This window comes from Xenorhabdus vietnamensis, from assembly GCF_002127535.1.
Taxonomy (GTDB): domain Bacteria; phylum Pseudomonadota; class Gammaproteobacteria; order Enterobacterales; family Enterobacteriaceae; genus Xenorhabdus; species Xenorhabdus vietnamensis.
The window spans coordinates 82,808-99,174 of the sequence record NZ_MUBJ01000004.1; the positions used below are offsets into that span (position 1 = coordinate 82,808).

The 16,367-nt window shown below is 46.7% G+C and carries 14 protein-coding genes; 13 read left to right on the forward strand and 1 reads right to left on the reverse strand.

The window, feature by feature from the left end:
• Positions 1–501: 501 nt before the first annotated feature.
• From Xvie_RS05540 to nuoN, 13 genes are all read left to right on the forward strand, one after another.
• Positions 502–945, forward strand: coding sequence for an NADH-quinone oxidoreductase subunit A (locus tag Xvie_RS05540; protein ID WP_086108363.1), 444 nt, complete (start codon positions 502–504; stop codon positions 943–945).
• Between the two features lie 15 nt (positions 946–960).
• A complete protein-coding gene (locus tag Xvie_RS05545) occupies positions 961–1,635 on the forward strand; it encodes a NuoB/complex I 20 kDa subunit family protein (protein WP_045971450.1) in 675 nt (224 codons plus the stop codon).
• Positions 1,636–1,710: 75 nt separating this feature from the next.
• Complete coding sequence (nuoC, locus tag Xvie_RS05550) at positions 1,711–3,510, forward strand: NADH-quinone oxidoreductase subunit C/D (RefSeq protein WP_208612520.1); 1,800 nt, start codon at positions 1,711–1,713, stop codon at positions 3,508–3,510.
• Positions 3,511–3,512: 2 nt separating this feature from the next.
• Positions 3,513–4,058, forward strand: coding sequence for an NADH-quinone oxidoreductase subunit NuoE (gene nuoE, locus Xvie_RS05555; protein ID WP_086108365.1), 546 nt, complete (start codon positions 3,513–3,515; stop codon positions 4,056–4,058).
• Positions 4,055–5,419 carry an NADH-quinone oxidoreductase subunit NuoF gene (gene nuoF, locus Xvie_RS05560; RefSeq protein WP_086108366.1) on the forward strand — a complete coding sequence of 455 codons (1,365 nt, stop codon included), beginning with the start codon at positions 4,055–4,057 and terminating at the stop codon, positions 5,417–5,419. Before nuoE ends, nuoF begins: the two co-directional genes overlap by 4 nt.
• A gap of 149 nt (positions 5,420–5,568) precedes the next feature.
• A complete protein-coding gene (gene nuoG, locus Xvie_RS05565; RefSeq protein WP_167376237.1) occupies positions 5,569–8,301 on the forward strand; it encodes an NADH-quinone oxidoreductase subunit NuoG in 2,733 nt (910 codons plus the stop codon).
• Positions 8,301–9,278, forward strand: a complete 978-nt coding sequence (nuoH, locus tag Xvie_RS05570; RefSeq protein ID WP_086108367.1) for an NADH-quinone oxidoreductase subunit NuoH — start codon at positions 8,301–8,303, stop codon at positions 9,276–9,278. The genes nuoG and nuoH overlap by 1 nt, the downstream gene beginning before the upstream one ends.
• An 18-nt stretch (positions 9,279–9,296) precedes the next feature.
• Positions 9,297–9,839: an NADH-quinone oxidoreductase subunit NuoI gene (gene nuoI / locus Xvie_RS05575; protein ID WP_045958195.1), complete on the forward strand. Its 543-nt coding sequence runs from the start codon at positions 9,297–9,299 to the stop codon at positions 9,837–9,839.
• A gap of 12 nt (positions 9,840–9,851) precedes the next feature.
• Positions 9,852–10,382, forward strand: a complete 531-nt coding sequence (gene nuoJ / locus Xvie_RS05580; RefSeq protein ID WP_086108368.1) for an NADH-quinone oxidoreductase subunit J — start codon at positions 9,852–9,854, stop codon at positions 10,380–10,382.
• Complete coding sequence (nuoK, locus tag Xvie_RS05585; RefSeq protein ID WP_045971435.1) at positions 10,379–10,681, forward strand: NADH-quinone oxidoreductase subunit NuoK; 303 nt, start codon at positions 10,379–10,381, stop codon at positions 10,679–10,681. Before nuoJ ends, nuoK begins: the two co-directional genes overlap by 4 nt.
• Positions 10,678–12,522, forward strand: a complete 1,845-nt coding sequence (gene nuoL, locus Xvie_RS05590; RefSeq protein WP_086108369.1) for an NADH-quinone oxidoreductase subunit L — start codon at positions 10,678–10,680, stop codon at positions 12,520–12,522. The genes nuoK and nuoL overlap by 4 nt, the downstream gene beginning before the upstream one ends.
• A gap of 19 nt (positions 12,523–12,541) precedes the next feature.
• On the forward strand, positions 12,542–14,062 hold the full coding sequence (gene nuoM / locus Xvie_RS05595) for an NADH-quinone oxidoreductase subunit M (RefSeq protein WP_086108370.1): 1,521 nt from the start codon (positions 12,542–12,544) through the stop codon (positions 14,060–14,062).
• Positions 14,063–14,068: 6 nt separating this feature from the next.
• Positions 14,069–15,526, forward strand: a complete 1,458-nt coding sequence (nuoN, locus tag Xvie_RS05600) for an NADH-quinone oxidoreductase subunit NuoN (protein WP_086108371.1) — start codon at positions 14,069–14,071, stop codon at positions 15,524–15,526.
• Between the two features lie 276 nt (positions 15,527–15,802).
• Here the strand turns inward: nuoN and Xvie_RS05605 are convergent, their stop codons facing one another.
• Complete coding sequence (locus Xvie_RS05605) at positions 15,803–16,129, reverse strand: hypothetical protein (RefSeq protein ID WP_086108372.1); 327 nt, start codon at positions 16,127–16,129, stop codon at positions 15,803–15,805.
• Between the last annotated feature and the right edge of the window lie 238 nt (positions 16,130–16,367).

The following is a 16,367-nucleotide window of genomic DNA, read 5'->3' on the forward strand; positions in this document are numbered from 1 at the left end:
AAAATAAATCTGTTTTCAGAAATAGCTTTCTTATCACACATCAATAGTTATTTTTAGAAACAATTTATTAATATTTGAATGAGTTGCGTTCAGGTGTTGAATGTTTTTCAATGAAATTGTGCACTTGATCATAAAAATACCCCAAGCAGTGCAGTGGAAAGACAGGTTTTTCCTGCGATAATGGTGTAGTAAAGTCGAGTTATCGGTTAAACTGATTATGTCTAGATTGTTTTTTTTATACGACTGACACGTTTTAGCGATATACCAGCACAATCTGTTAATCAATGGTTTGCTGTTTGTAAATAAATGAATGAATACTTTTGCCGTTATGGCAAAGATTGTTGAGAGGAATAAAAACCAAGACGATCCAAGCGATGAGTTATATTGATTAGCGCTGTTTCAGATTTGGTTGTTATCCCTTCCCATGAATCGATGTGGTGCAACACTGCCGGAAAAAAGAGCAGACACCTTGACACCACTTTTGATGAGTAAGCAACGAGTATGTCTACATCCACTGGAATTTTGGCCCATCACTGGGCATTTGCGGTTTTCCTAATAGGTGCTCTTGGTTTATGTGTGCTCATGTTACTGGGCGGATACTTCATGGGCGGCAGAGCGAAAGCCAGAGCAAAGCACGTACCTTATGAATCAGGTATTGATTCTGTCGGCAGTGCTCGTTTGCGTCTGTCGGCGAAATTTTATCTGGTTGCCATGTTCTTTGTTATCTTCGACGTTGAAGCCCTTTATTTGTATGCATGGGCCGTCTCAATCAAAGAGAGCGGTTGGCTAGGCTTTGCCGAAGCAAGCATTTTCATTTTGGTGTTATTGGCAGGCTTGGTTTATCTGGCGCGTATCGGAGCGTTGGATTGGACACCAGCACGTTCAAAACGTCATGTCAGTAAACCGAGTGCTGACACTTATACCAACAACAGTCATATGCAGTAATAGCGAGGCATAAAGATGGATTATACGCTCACCCGCATAGATCCGAACGGTGAGAATGACCGTTATCCCCTGCAAAAACAGGAAACTGTCAGCGATCCCCTAGAGCAGCACGTTCACCGTAGTGTCTATATGGGAAAATTGGAACATGCTCTGCATGATATGGTGAATTGGGGAAGGAAAAACTCCCTGTGGCCCTACAACTTCGGGCTTTCTTGCTGTTATGTGGAAATGGTGACGTCATTTACCGCTGTTCACGATGTTGCTCGTTTTGGTGCAGAGGTATTGCGAGCATCTCCCCGTCAGGCTGATTTCATGGTGATTTCTGGTACCTGCTTTGTCAAAATGGCTCCCGTCATTCAACGTTTGTACGATCAGATGCTGGAACCGAAGTGGGTCATTTCAATGGGAGCCTGTGCGAATTCCGGTGGTATGTACGATATTTACTCCGTAGTTCAAGGGGTTGATAAATTTATCCCCGTCGATGTTTATATTCCTGGCTGTCCCCCCCGCCCAGAAGCCTATATGCAGGCACTACTGTTGTTGCAGGAATCTATAGGCAAAGAACGACGCCCATTGTCATGGGTTGTTGGTGATCAGGGGGTTTACCGCGCAAATATGCAATCAGAAAGAGAACGGAAGCGCGGTGAACGTATTGCAGTGAAAAATCTGCGTACTCCAGACGAAATTTAAGGCTTTTAGCCATATAGCGTAACCAGAGCAATGTGTTGCGATCACAAAAACCCTGATCAAGCGTTGTGGTGAAGAATGATGACAGATCAGATAGCGCAAGAAAGCGCACGACCTGCTTGGGAAACACGAGATCATCTTAATGATCCTGTTGTGAGTGAGCTTAATCGTCAATTTGGCCCGGATGCCTTTACCATCCAGCCGACCCGTACCGGTATGCCTGTTGTTTGGGTCAAACGGGAAAAGCTATTGGAAGTAATAACATTCCTGAAAAAATTGCCCAAACCTTATGTCATGCTGTTTGACTTGCATGGTGTCGATGAGCGTCAGCGCTCTCACCGAGAAGGCTTACCTGCTGCTGACTTTTCGGTGTTTTATCACTTGATTTCCATTGAGCGTAACCGTGACATTATGTTGAAAGTTGCGCTCATTGAACAAGACCTGAATATCCCAACGATCACGTCAATTTTCCCGAATGCCAATTGGTATGAACGTGAAACGTGGGAAATGTTCGGTATTACATTCAATGGCCATCCGAATTTACGCCGTATCTTGATGCCACCGACATGGGAAGGCCACCCGTTGCGGAAGGAATATTCTGCGCGAGCCACGGAATTCGATCCTTTCATATTGACGAAGCAGAAAGAAGATCTGGAAATGGAAGCCCTGACTTTCAAACCAGAAGAGTGGGGCATGAAGCGCAGTACTGATAATGAAGACTTCATGTTCCTTAACCTCGGCCCAAACCATCCTTCTGCTCACGGTGCATTCCGCATTGTCCTGCAACTTGATGGTGAAGAAATCGTTGATTGCGTACCTGATATTGGTTACCACCATCGTGGTGCTGAAAAAATGGGTGAACGTCAGTCATGGCACAGTTATATCCCTTATACCGATCGTATCGAATATCTGGGGGGATGTGTTAACGAAATGCCTTATGTGCTGGCGGTTGAGAAGCTGGCAGGCATTGAAGTACCAGATCGCGTGAAGACAATTCGTGTCATGCTGTCTGAGCTGTTCCGTATTAATAGCCACCTGCTTTATATCAGCACCTTTATCCAAGACGTTGGTGCGATGACTCCCGTCTTTTTTGCATTTACTGATCGTCAAAAAGTTTACGATGTGGTTGAGGCGATCACTGGATTCCGTATGCATCCAGCGTGGTTCCGAATCGGTGGTGTTGCCCATGACTTACCACGCGGCTGGGAAAAACTTTTACGTGACTTGCTGGATTGGCTGCCGAAGCGTTTGAATTCTTATGTCAAAGCAGCATTAAAAAACAGTGTGCTTAAAGGGCGTTCTGTCGGAGTGGCGGCCTACAATGCTAAACAGGCTTTAGACTGGGGAGTTACCGGTGCAGGGCTGCGTGCAACCGGCATTGGCTTTGACGTGCGTAAATGGCGTCCTTATTCCGGTTATGAAAATTTCGATTTTGAAGTACCAACAGGCTACAACGGCGATTGCTATGACCGTGTCATGCTGAAAGTGGAAGAAATTCGTCAGAGTATGCGCATCCTTGAGCAGTGCCTCAACAATATGCCAGAAGGCCCATTCAAGGCTGATCATCCACTGACCACCCCACCACCGAGGGAACGGACTTTGCAGCACATCGAAACCATGATTAACCACTTCCTGCAAGTGTCATGGGGACCCGTCATGCCTGCCAATGAATCATTCCAGATGATCGAAGCGACTAAAGGTATCAACAGTTATTACCTGACCAGTGATGGTAGCACCATGAGCTATCGTACCCGTATCCGTACACCAAGTTTTGCTCACTTGCAGCAAATACCATCGGTAATCCGCGGTAGTCTGGTTTCTGACCTTATCGTCTATCTGGGCAGTATCGATTTTGTTATGTCTGATGTGGATCGCTAACGATGCAAAGTGAATTTAACGCAAACAAGCAAGTACGTCTTGATGTGGTTAACGTAACGGACGCTCAGACACCGAATGAATTTGTGCTGAGTGTGGAAGAACGTAATGCCATTGAGCAGGAAAAACACCACTACGAAGATCCGCGTGCTGCGTCAATCGAAGCACTGAAAATTGTACAAAAGCAGCGTGGTTGGGTGCCGGATGGTGCCATTTATGCCATTGCTGAAGTTTTGGGTATTCCAGCCAGTGATGTGGAAGGTGTGGCGACGTTTTACAGCCAGATTTACCGGCAGCCAGTAGGTCGTCACATTATCCGTTATTGTGACAGTGTTGTATGTCATATCACGGGCTATCAGGGCGTTCAGGCAGCGATAGAGTCTCACCTGAACATTCGTCCGGGGCAAACCACGACAGATGGACGCTTTACATTGTTGCCGACCTGCTGTTTGGGGAACTGTGACAAGGGGCCAACCATGATGATTGATGAGGACACTCACAGTTACGTGAAACCCGAAGAAATTGAAAAATTACTGGAGCAGTATCCATGACAACGCATTCAGGAGTGAAAGAAATTATCCGCGCAGCGGAAACTCATCCCCTGACATGGCGGTTGCGTGATGACCAGCAACCTGTCTGGCTGGATGAATACCGAAGCAAGAATGGTTACAAAGGAGCCGAAAAAGCACTGAAGGGCATGGCTCCTGATGAAATTACCGCGCTGGTTAAAGATGCTGGCTTAAAAGGTCGTGGTGGTGCGGGTTTCTCGACAGGCTTGAAATGGAGCCTGATGCCAAAAGACGAAAGCATGAATATCCGCTACTTGCTGTGTAATGCAGATGAGATGGAGCCGGGCACTTACAAAGACCGACTATTGATGGAGCAACTGCCTCATCTGTTGGTGGAAGGCATGCTCATCAGTGCTTTTGCGCTGAAAGCCTATCGTGGCTACATCTTTCTGCGTGGTGAGTATGTCGAAGCGGCTGTTCATCTGCGCAGGGCAATTGAAGAGGCTAAAGCTGCGGGGCTACTTGGCAAGAATATTTTGGGCAGTGGTTTTGATTTTGAACTGTTTGTTCATACCGGCGCGGGTCGTTATATCTGTGGTGAAGAAACCGCACTGATTAACTCTCTTGAAGGGCGCAGGGCAAACCCACGTTCAAAACCGCCATTTCCTGCGACTTCTGGTGTATGGGGAAAACCAACGTGCGTCAACAACGTTGAAACCCTGTGCAACGTTCCTGCAATTCTTGAACATGGAAAAGAGTGGTATATCGGTTTGAGTGAAGGCAAAAGTAAAGATGCTGGCACCAAACTGATGGGTTTTTCTGGCCGCGTCAAAAATCCGGGTGTTTGGGAACTGCCTTTTGGTACGACAGCCCGTGAAATTCTTGAAGATTATGCGGGGGGAATGCGTGATGGCCTGAAATTCAAGGCATGGCAGCCAGGAGGGGCAGGAACCGATTTCCTGACAGCAGATCATTTGGATCTGCCGATGGATTTTGAGCATATCGCCAAAGCGGGTAGTCGTTTGGGAACTGCACTGGCAATGGCAGTAGATCATGAAATCAATATAGTTTCCCTGACCCGCAATCTTGAAGAATTCTTCGCTCGTGAATCCTGTGGTTGGTGTACACCATGCCGTGATGGCTTGCCGTGGAGTGTCAAAATCCTCCGTGCTATTGAGAACGGTAAAGGCCAGCCCGGTGATATCGAGACTTTAGAACAACTCTGCCGTTTCCTCGGCCCCGGCAAAACTTTCTGTGCCCATGCCCCCGGAGCTGTAGAACCTTTGCAGAGTGCTATCAAATATTTCCGCGAAGAATTTGAAGCGGGAATTGCGACTAAAGACTATGGCAATACCAGCCTGATTGCGGGTATTCAACCAAATCTGCTTAAACAGCGCTGGTAAGGCTTGTTTGCAAACTTGGTCTGAAAAATTGTTTGCAGAAACAATATAGTTTGCAGAAACAATATAGTTTGTAAAAACAAAATAGTTTGCAAAAACAACGCTGAAGCAAAATTTTGATTAACGCCTGCCACGGCAGGCCATTGGGAAGCATGCTGACTATGGCTACGATACATGTAGACGGCAAAGAATATGATGTAAACGGGGCTGATAACCTGTTGCAAGCCTGTCTCTCATTGGGGCTTGATATACCTTATTTTTGCTGGCATCCAGCGCTGGGAAGCGTTGGCGCTTGCCGCCAGTGTGCGGTGAAGCAATATCAGAACGCGGAAGATACGCGTGGTCGTTTGGTGATGTCTTGTATGACGCCTGCGGCAGATGGCACGTATATTTCCATTGATGATGAAGAAGCAAAACAGTTCCGCGCAAGTGTTGTGGAATGGCTGATGACCAACCACCCTCATGATTGTCCGGTTTGTGAGGAAGGCGGAAACTGCCATTTGCAGGATATGACGGTAATGACCGGGCATTCATTCCGGAAATATCGTTTTACCAAACGCACTCACAAGAATCAGGAACTGGGGCCATTCATTGCTCATGAAATGAACCGCTGTATCGCTTGTTACCGTTGTGTCCGCTACTACAAAGATTATGCGGATGGAGCGGATTTTGGCGTTTATGGTGCTCATGACAACGTCTATTTTGGTCGTCCTGAAAGTGGCACATTGGAGAGTGAATTTTCCGGTAACCTTGTTGAAATCTGCCCGACAGGGGTATTTACCGACAAAACACATTCAGAACGCTATAACCGTAAATGGGACATGCAGTTTGCACCAAGTGTCTGCCAGCAGTGCAGCATCGGCTGTAACACTAGTCCCGGAGAACGCTACGGTGAGTTGCGTCGGATTGAAAACCGCTACAACGGTACTATCAACCACTATTTTATGTGTGACCGTGGACGCTTCGGTTATGGTTATGTCAATCGTGATGACCGTCCTCGCCAGCCGCAACAGTTGCGTGGTGATCAGTGGATTTCACTGAATGCTGAGCAGGTTATGCAAGGAGGTGCAGACATCTTGCGTCAGGCGAAGAATGCCATTGGTATCGGTTCGCCGCGTGCCAGCATTGAAAGTAACTTTGCCTTGCGGGAATTAGTTGGGGCGGAAAACTTCTACAGCGGCATTTCAGCGGAAGAACAACATCGCCTCGATATGATGTTGGAAATTCTCCAGCAAGGTGGTGTTTATACGCCATCTCTGCGTGAAATTGAAGGTTACGATGCCGTATTGATTTTAGGGGAAGATCTGACACAGACCGCTGCCCGCATGGCATTATCTGTACGTCAGGCTGTGAAGGGCAAGGCTCGTGAAATGGCGGCAGCCCAGAAAGTGGCTGATTGGCAAATTGCGGCTGTTATGAATATCGGTCAGCACGCCAAATATCCTCTGTTCTTGACCAGTGTTGATGATACTCGATTAGATGATGTTGCAGCATGGAATTACCGTGCCCCGGTTGATGATCAAGCGCGTCTGGGCTTTGCTGTCGCACATGCCCTGAACAGCATTGCACCTGCTGTCAATGATTTACCGGATGACTTGAAATCGAAAGTGGAGATTATTGCACAGGCACTGCGTGATGCGAAAAAACCATTGATTATCAGTGGCAGTAATCCGGGCAGTAACACTTTGATTCAGGCAGCCGCAAATATCGCATGGGCACTGAAAGACAAAGGAGCCAACGTCGGGCTTTCTTATGTTGCCGCGTATGCCAATAGCTTGGGTCTGGCGATGATGGAAGCACAGCCATTGGATGTTGCTTTGCAGCGCATTGCCAAAGGGGATTCAGATACCGCTATTGTGATGGAAAACGATCTTTATCGTCATGCACCAGCGGACAAAATTGACCGCGCGCTGGATAGCCTGAAAAACCTGATTGTGGTTGATCATCAACGCACGGCTATCATGGACAAGGCTCATTTGATTCTTTCGGCGTCTAGCTTTGCTGAAAGTGATGGCACATTGGTGAATCAGGAAGGTCGTGCTCAGCGCTATTTCCAAGTTTATGAACCTGCATTCTATGATAAATCCATTGTTATGTTAGAAAGCTGGCGTTGGATGCATTCTCTGTATACCACCTATACACAATGCCAGACTGACTGGACTCAGCTTGACCATGTAATCGAAGCCTGTGTAAAAGTCATGCCGCAGTTCAAAGACATCGTAAATGCAGCACCTGATGCCACATTCCGTATCCGTGGGCAAAAATTGGCTCGCTCACCTCATCGCTACAGCGGTCGTACCGCCATGCTGGCAGATGTCAGTGTTCATGAGCAGCGTCAACCGCAGGATATCGACACCGCATTTGCCTTCTCAATGGAAGGGAACAACAGCCCATATGCACCACGTCAGCAAATACCATTTGCATGGGCACCTGGCTGGAACTCGCCACAAGCGTGGAATAAATTCCAGGCTGAAGTCGGTGGCAAGCTGCGTTTCGGTGATCCTGGGGTTCGTTTGATTGAAACGGTTGATGGTGGATTGAACTATTTTGATGCTATCCCAACTGCATTCGCTGCACAGAAAAATCAATGGCACGTTGCGCCTTATTTCCATTTGTTTGGCAGTGATGAGCTGTCACAACGTTCAGATGTATTGCAGGAGCGTATGCCTGAGCCGTATGTGATGATCAATCATAGGGATGCGGAGCATCTGAATGTGAAAGAAGGGGCGGTGATGACATTTGATTGTGAAGGGCAGCAACTGCGTTTGGCAGTGCGCTTAAGTGGCAATCTGGCTCAAGGGCAAGTCGGCCTTCCTTTGGGAATGCCGGGTATACCACCGGTTCTGGCAGGCAAATCAGTCAATAACTTACGGGAGGTTGCATAATGAGTTGGTTGACTCCCGATGTGATTGAGATTCTGATTACTGTCCTGAAATCGGCCGTCATTCTGTTGGTTGTGGTTATCTGCGGGGCATTCATGAGCTTCTTTGAACGCCGCATTCTTGGCCTGTTCCAGAACCGTTACGGGCCAAACCGTGTGGGTTGGGGTGGTTCATTGCAGCTCGTCGCAGATATGATCAAAATGTTCTTTAAAGAAGATTGGGCACCACGTTTTTCTGACAGAGCCATTTTTACTTTGGCTCCTGTCATTGCATTCTGCTCACTGCTTCTGGCGTTTGCCATCGTGCCAATAAGTCCTACGTGGATGGTAGCAGACCTGAACATCGGCATTTTATTCTTCATGATGATGGCAGGATTGGCGGTTTACTCCGTGCTGTTTGCCGGATGGGCGAGTAACAACAAATATTCTCTGCTGGGCGCGATGCGCGCATCAGCACAGACATTGAGTTATGAAGTTTTCCTTGGTCTGTCCATGATGGGAGTCGTGGCACAAGCTGGCTCCTTCAACATGGTAGATATTGTCAACTCACAGCAACATGTGTGGAATATCATTCCTCAATTCTTTGGCTTCCTGACTTTTGCCATTGCAGGTGTTGCAGTGTGTCACCGTCATCCGTTTGACCAACCGGAAGCAGAGCAGGAATTGGCTGACGGTTATCACGTTGAATATTCCGGTATGAAATTCGGTTTGTTCTTTGTGGGGGAATATATCGCTGTCGTGACGGTATCAGCCTTAATCGTCACGTTGTTCTTTGGTGGCTGGAATGGGCCTCTCTTGCCTCCGTTCATTTGGTTTACGTTGAAGACAGCATTTTTCATGATGATGTTCATCTTGATCCGTGCTGCACTGCCGCGTCCTCGTTATGACCAGGTGATGTCGTTTGGCTGGAAAGTCTGTCTGCCGTTAACGTTACTCAATATGCTGGCGACTGCCGCAGTTATTTTATACAACGCTCAATAATAAAGGGGTGATTGAACCATGACATTGAAAGAGTTAGTGGTCGGTTTCGCCACCCAGGTACGCAGTATTTGGATGATAGGGCTTCATGCCTTCCATAAACGCGAAACAAAAATGTATCCGGAAGAGCCGGTTTATCTGCCACCCCGTTACCGTGGGCGCATCGTTTTGACGCGTGATCCTGACGGTGAAGAGCGTTGTGTTGCGTGTAACTTGTGTGCAGCGGTATGCCCAGTGGGATGTATCTCACTGCAAAAAGCAGAGCATAAAGATGGTCGCTGGTATCCTGAATTCTTCCGCGTCAATTTCTCACGTTGCATCTTCTGCGGCCTGTGTGAAGAAGCTTGCCCGACTACCGCTATTCAGTTGACTCCGGATTTTGAACTGGGTGAATTCAAGCGTCAGGATCTGGTGTACGAGAAAGAAGATCTGCTGATTTCAGGGCCGGGTAAATATCCTGATTATAACTTTTACCGTAAGACAGGTATGGCGATTGACGGCAAGGATAAAGGTGAAGCCGACAATGAAGCCAAACCTATCGACGTTAAAAGCTTGTTGCCATAAGGAGCGATATTCATGGAATTTACATTTTATGTCGCAGGGCTGGTTGCCATCCTCGCAACACTCAGAGTAATAACCCACACGAATCCAGTGCATGCACTGTTGTATCTGATTATTTCCTTGTTGGCACTGTCTGTCGTATTTTTTTCGATGGGTGCCTATTTTGCTGGTGCTCTGGAGATCATCGTTTATGCGGGCGCAATCATGGTGTTGTTTGTCTTCGTTGTGATGATGCTGAATTTAGGAAAGTCAGTTGTCGAGCAGGAGCGGCTATGGCTGCAACCCCGGGCTTGGATTGGCCCGTCAATCCTGTCTATCGTGCTGTTGATTGTGCTGGTTTATGCCATCAGTACTCTGCCATCCGCTGGAATCAGTGGTGAAGTGGTCAGTGCCAAAGAAGTCGGCATTAGCTTGTTTGGCCCTTATGTACTGGCTGTCGAGCTGGCATCTTTGCTGCTGTTGGGTGGATTGGTCGTGGCTTACCACATTGGCCGTGAAAATCGGCAAGGGGAAGTGATCAGCAATCGTGCGGAGGACCAACAATGATAGCGTTACACCACGGCCTCATTCTTGCGGCTATTCTGTTTATATTAGGCTTCACTTGCCTGATTATCCGCCGCAATCTGTTATTCATGCTGATCGGGCTGGAAATCATGATCAATGCTTCAGCGCTGGCATTTGTCGTTGCTGGTAGCTATTGGCTCCAGCCTGATGGCCAGGTAATGTACATTCTGGCCATTACTCTGGCAGCAGCCGAGGCGAGCATCGGTTTGGCACTGTTACTACAGTTGCACCGTCGTCGCCAAAATCTGAATATTGATACAGTCAGTGAGATGCGCGGATGAACTTACTCTACTTAACAATTCTGCTGCCACTGCTGGGATTTTTGCTATTGGCATTTTCCCGTGGCCGCTGGTCTGAAAACTTGTCAGCCACCATTGGAAGTGGTTCTGTTGGGCTGGCAGCATTGGTCACATTTTGGGTAGCGATTGACTTTCTTACTCAGGATGGGGCAGGGGGGCTGGTCTACAGCCAAACATTGTGGAACTGGATGGCTGTAGATAATTTCAGTATCCCCATTAATTTGGTACTGGACGGGTTGTCACTGACGATGCTGAGTGTTGTGACCGGCATTGGTTTCCTGATCCACATATACGCTTCTTGGTATATGCGCGGTGAAGAAGGATATTCCCGTTTCTTCGCCTATACCAACCTATTTATCGCCAGCATGGTGGTATTGGTACTGGCAGACAATATGTTGCTGATGTACCTCGGTTGGGAAGGGGTTGGTCTGTGCAGTTACCTGTTGATCGGTTTCTACTACAAAAATCCTGCCAATGGTGCAGCAGCAATGAAAGCCTTCATTGTGACCCGTGTTGGTGACGTATTCCTTGCCATTGGCATGTTTATCCTTTACGACCAGCTCGGTACGTTGAGCTTCCGCGAATTGGCGGTATTGGCTCCACAACATATCGAAGCCGGTTCTACTGCGATTACTTGGGCAACCCTGATGATTCTGGGGGGCGCTGTAGGTAAATCAGCTCAGTTACCTTTGCAAACATGGCTGGCGGATGCGATGGCAGGCCCAACGCCGGTTTCTGCTCTGATCCACGCCGCTACGATGGTTACCGCTGGTGTTTATCTGATTGCCCGCAGCCATGCGTTGTTCTTGATGGCACCAGATATTCTGCATTTGGTCGGGGTTATTGGTGCAGTCACCTTGCTGCTGGCAGGTTTTGCTGCGCTGGTACAGACAGATATCAAACGGGTGCTGGCTTACTCCACCATGAGCCAGATTGGTTACATGTTTCTGGCGTTGGGGGTACAGGCGTGGGATGCTGCTATCTTCCACCTTATGACCCATGCATTCTTCAAAGCATTATTGTTCTTGGCTTCTGGCTCGGTGATTCTGGCCTGTCATCATGAGCAAAACATCTTCAAAATGGGTGGGTTGAGCAAGCGGATTCCATTTGTTTATCTCTGCTTCATTGTGGGTGGTTCAGCATTGTCAGCATTGCCATTACTGACCGCAGGTTTCTACAGTAAAGATGAAATCTTGTGGGGCGCTTTGGCAAATGGTCATATGAACCTGATGTTGGCAGGGCTGGTTGGCGCATTGATGACTTCACTGTATACCTTCCGCATGATCTTTATCGTGTTTCACGGTGAAGAAAATACCAAGGCTCATCCAGTCAAGGGCATTACTCATACCTTGCCATTGTCAATATTGCTGGTGCTGTCCACTTTTGTTGGCGCGCTGATTGTGCCCCCTCTGGCGGGTGTTTTACCCGAAAGCAATGCAGGGCATGATGGCAAAGTGACATTGGAAATCATTTCTGGTGTGGTTGCCGTTGCCGGTATCTTGCTGGCGGCAGCGTTGTATCTGGGCAAACGTCGCGTGGTCAATGCCACTGCGAACAGCGCTCCGGGGCGTTTCTTCTCCACATGGTGGTTCCATGCATGGGGTTTTGATGCGCTGTATGACTGGGTATTTGTGAAACCATTCAAAGGTATCACCCGTCGGCTGCAAAACGATCCTTTGAACTCACTGATGAACATTCCAGCTATATTGTCACGTTGGGGCAATAAAGGGCTTCGTTGGAGTGAGAACGGACAAGTCCGTTGGTATGCTACCTCTCTGGGGTTGGGTGCAGTGCTGGTTTTAGCTCTGCTGCTTTTGGTTTAATTAAGGGACATATTGCGCCATGCTACTACCTTGGCTAATTCTTCTGCCCTTCATCGGAGGCCTGCTATGTTGGCAGGCAGAGCGCTTCGGCACCCGTATGCCGCGTTGGATAGCGCTTCTGGCGATGGGACTGACGCTGTTACTTTCCCTGCAACTGTGGTTGCAGGGTGGTTATACACTCACCAACCCACAGGGTATTCCACAGTGGCAATCAGAATTTTTTCTTCCGTGGATCCCTCGTTTTGGCATTAGCATTCATCTGGCATTGGATGGTTTATCATTGCTGATGGTGGTGCTGACGGCATTACTGGGTCTGATGGCGATCCTTTGTTCATGGAATGAAAACCAGCCATACCAAGGCTTCTTTCACCTGAACTTGTTGTGGATACTGGGTGGTGTGATGGGAGTTTTCCTTGCCATCGACCTGTTCTTATTCTTCTTCTTCTGGGAAGTGATGTTGGTACCGATGTACTTCCTGATTGCACTTTGGGGGCACAGAGGCTCGGAAGGTAAAACCCGTATCACTGCAGCAACGAAATTCTTCATCTATACTCAAGCCAGTGGTTTGGTGATGTTGATTTCAATTCTCGCATTAGCTTTCATTCATCATGATGCAACGGGTGAATGGACATTCAACTATGAAAAATTGTTGCATACCCCGATGTCATATACCGTTCAATACCTGCTGATGCTGGGCTTCTTTATTGCATTCGCCGTGAAAATGCCGGTTGTTCCTTTGCACGGCTGGTTGCCTGATGCACATAGTCAGGCACCAACGGCAGGTTCTGTTGACCTTGCGGGTATTTTGCTGAAAACAGCGGCATACGGTTTGTTGCGTTTCAGTTTGCCTTTGTTCCCGCAAGCCTCTGCGGAATTTGCTCCGATTGCAATGTGGCTGGGTGTCATTGGTATTTTTTACGGTGCGTGGATGGCATTCAGTCAGACCGATATCAAGCGCCTGATTGCTTATACCAGTGTTTCCCACATGGGTTTTGTTCTTATCGCCATTTATACGGGTAGCCAATTGGCTTATCAGGGAGCGGTGATTCAGATGATTGCGCATGGTTTGTCAGCCGCTGGGCTATTCATTCTGTGTGGTCAGCTATATGAACGTCTGCATACCCGAGATATGCGCCAAATGGGTGGGTTATGGTCAAGAATTCAACTCTTGCCTGCAATATCTTTGTTTTTTGCGGTAGCAACATTGGGTATGCCGGGAACCGGTAACTTTGTTGGTGAATTTATGATCCTGTTCGGCAGCTTCAGTAAATTTACCCTGATTACTACGGTATCTGTGTTCGGTTTAGTTTTTGCCTCCGTTTATGCGCTGTATTTGATGCAGAAGGCTTATTACGGTACGCCAAAAACTGATAAACCATTACAGCGGATGGATGGGCGTGAAATTTCCATTTTGCTGCTGTTGGTCGTCTTGTTGGTGATTTTGGGCTTTTATCCGCAGCCAATCCTTGATACCTCAGCCGCAGCAATGAGTAACATCCAGAATTGGTATTCAGCTTCACTTTTAACTACAAGGCCGTAATTCGCCATGACAATAACTACTGAACAATTGATCGCACTGTTGCCGCTATTGATCGTCGGGTTGACGGTGGTGGTTGTGATGCTGTCCATTGCGTGGCGACGCGATCATTTCACCAATGTCACCTTGACGGTGATTGGTTTAAACTTAGCCCTGCTCTCTCTCTATTTTGTAGGACTACAGGAGCCAATGGATGTCACACCATTGCTCCATGTGGATCGCTTTGCAATGTTCTATTCTGCCCTCGTGCTGATTGCGAGCCTTGCAACAACGACATTTGCCTACTTGTGGTTGGAAAATTATCCCGATAACAAAGAAGAGTTTTATCTTCTGGTGCTGATTGCGACGGTTGGGGGAATTCTGCTCTCTTCTGCCAACCACATGGCATCACTGTTTATCGGAATTGAATTAATCACTTTGCCACTGTTTGGTTTAGTGGGTTATGCGTATCGCCAAAAACGCTCGTTGGAAGCGAGCATCAAATATATGCTGCTGTCTGCGGCTGCATCTTCATTCCTGCTGTTTGGTATCGCGCTGCTGTATGCAGAATCCGGTGATTTGTCTTTCGCATCATTGGGTAAGAGTCTGAGTGACAGCAAACTGCATGAACCGTTGGTTTTGGCTGGTCTGGGCATGATGATCGTGGGGCTGGGCTTTAAACTTTCCCTTGTGCCTTTCCAATTGTGGACACCAGATGTTTATCAAGGTGCACCAGCTCCGGTATCAACCTTTTTGGCGACGGCAAGTAAAGTTGCTATCTTCGCAGTGGTTATGCGCTTATTCCTTGAGGCGCCAGTCACTGATAGCACAACTCTGCGTATTGCACTGACCGTGATTGCCATTGCATCTATCCTGTTTGGTAACCTGTTGGCATTGACACAAAGCAATATCAAACGTCTGCTGGGTTACTCATCCATTGCTCATCTGGGGTATTTGCTGGTGGTATTGATTGCCATCAAAGATCACACACTGGCAGAAGAGACAGCGGGGGTTTATCTGGTTGGTTATTTGCTTGCCAGTATCGGAGCGTTTGGTGTAGTCAGCCTGATGTCCAGTCCATACAGAGGGCCGGATGCTGATTCATTGTTCTCATATCGTGGCCTGTTCTGGCATAAACCGATATTGTCGGCAGTTATGACTATCATGATGTTGTCATTGGCGGGAATACCATTAACATTTGGTTTCATCGGTAAATTTTATGTCATCGCGACAGGTGTTGAGGCAAAATTGTGGTGGTTGACCGGAGCAGTTGTTGTTGGTAGTGCCATTGGCCTTTACTACTATCTGCGCGTGATGGTGAGCTTGTACCTGCCGGCACCGAAAGCCCTGAATCGAGATACACCACACAACTGGGCATTCACTTCAGGCGGGATTGTTGTACTACTTACCGCATTGCTGGTGTTGATACTAGGTGTTTGGCCACAACCATTGATCGATATTGTTCAACAGGCGAAAAGTGTCTTGTAAGGCAATAACTTAAAGAAACTATAAAAAACCCCGTCAACAGTGACGGGGTTTTTTATTATATTCTTATTAATAATTAATGACAGATAATTTTGATTTATATCTGGTTAACGGGTTCAGTAATAAATCACTATGAAAAATTAATTTCTGAAATTGATTTTTTTATTTTCTATTTCAACCTATTGCCTATCAAACATAATGGATTTTTCTATGAAATGAAATATGGTTGTCATAAAGGCGGATTTATTTCTCTGAAAAATATCATGTATTATGATGCTATTAATGTAGGTTTAAAACCCCGAGGTTGTCATTTTTGCATATTAGGCTAACGCTAAAATTATGGGCTTTTGCTGTGATTAGCATATTATAAAAAATATTTCGTGAGTCAAGGCCATTTTTACTAGATACTATTATCCAATAATTCGGATATTCTTTAAGGTTAAATGTAAAATATCTTGCATGATAAAAAGCAGCGATTGTACCTATATGGCCTCTTGTAAAGCCATTCCTATTCCTAGGAGGACATACCTGTTTTGCTGCCTGGGCCGTTCCGATAGAAAGAGTTATTAAAATGATTATAAAACTCAAGTTTTTTTTGTATTTCATGGCTTGTTACCTCTATTTTGAAATCATTAAGGGCTTGCATTTAGATTAAATTGAAATTTTTGTGTTTTATTCAATGAATGATTAACAAGATTTAAAAAATACTGATTTAGTAATGCCGATAGGGTTAAGATATTTAGTTAATATTAAAATCACAATGTTTTTTACTCTACGAAATACTTGATGTAAAGAACTTGGTATAAATTATCTGGATTGATGGAGTCGCTGAGAATAATTAACT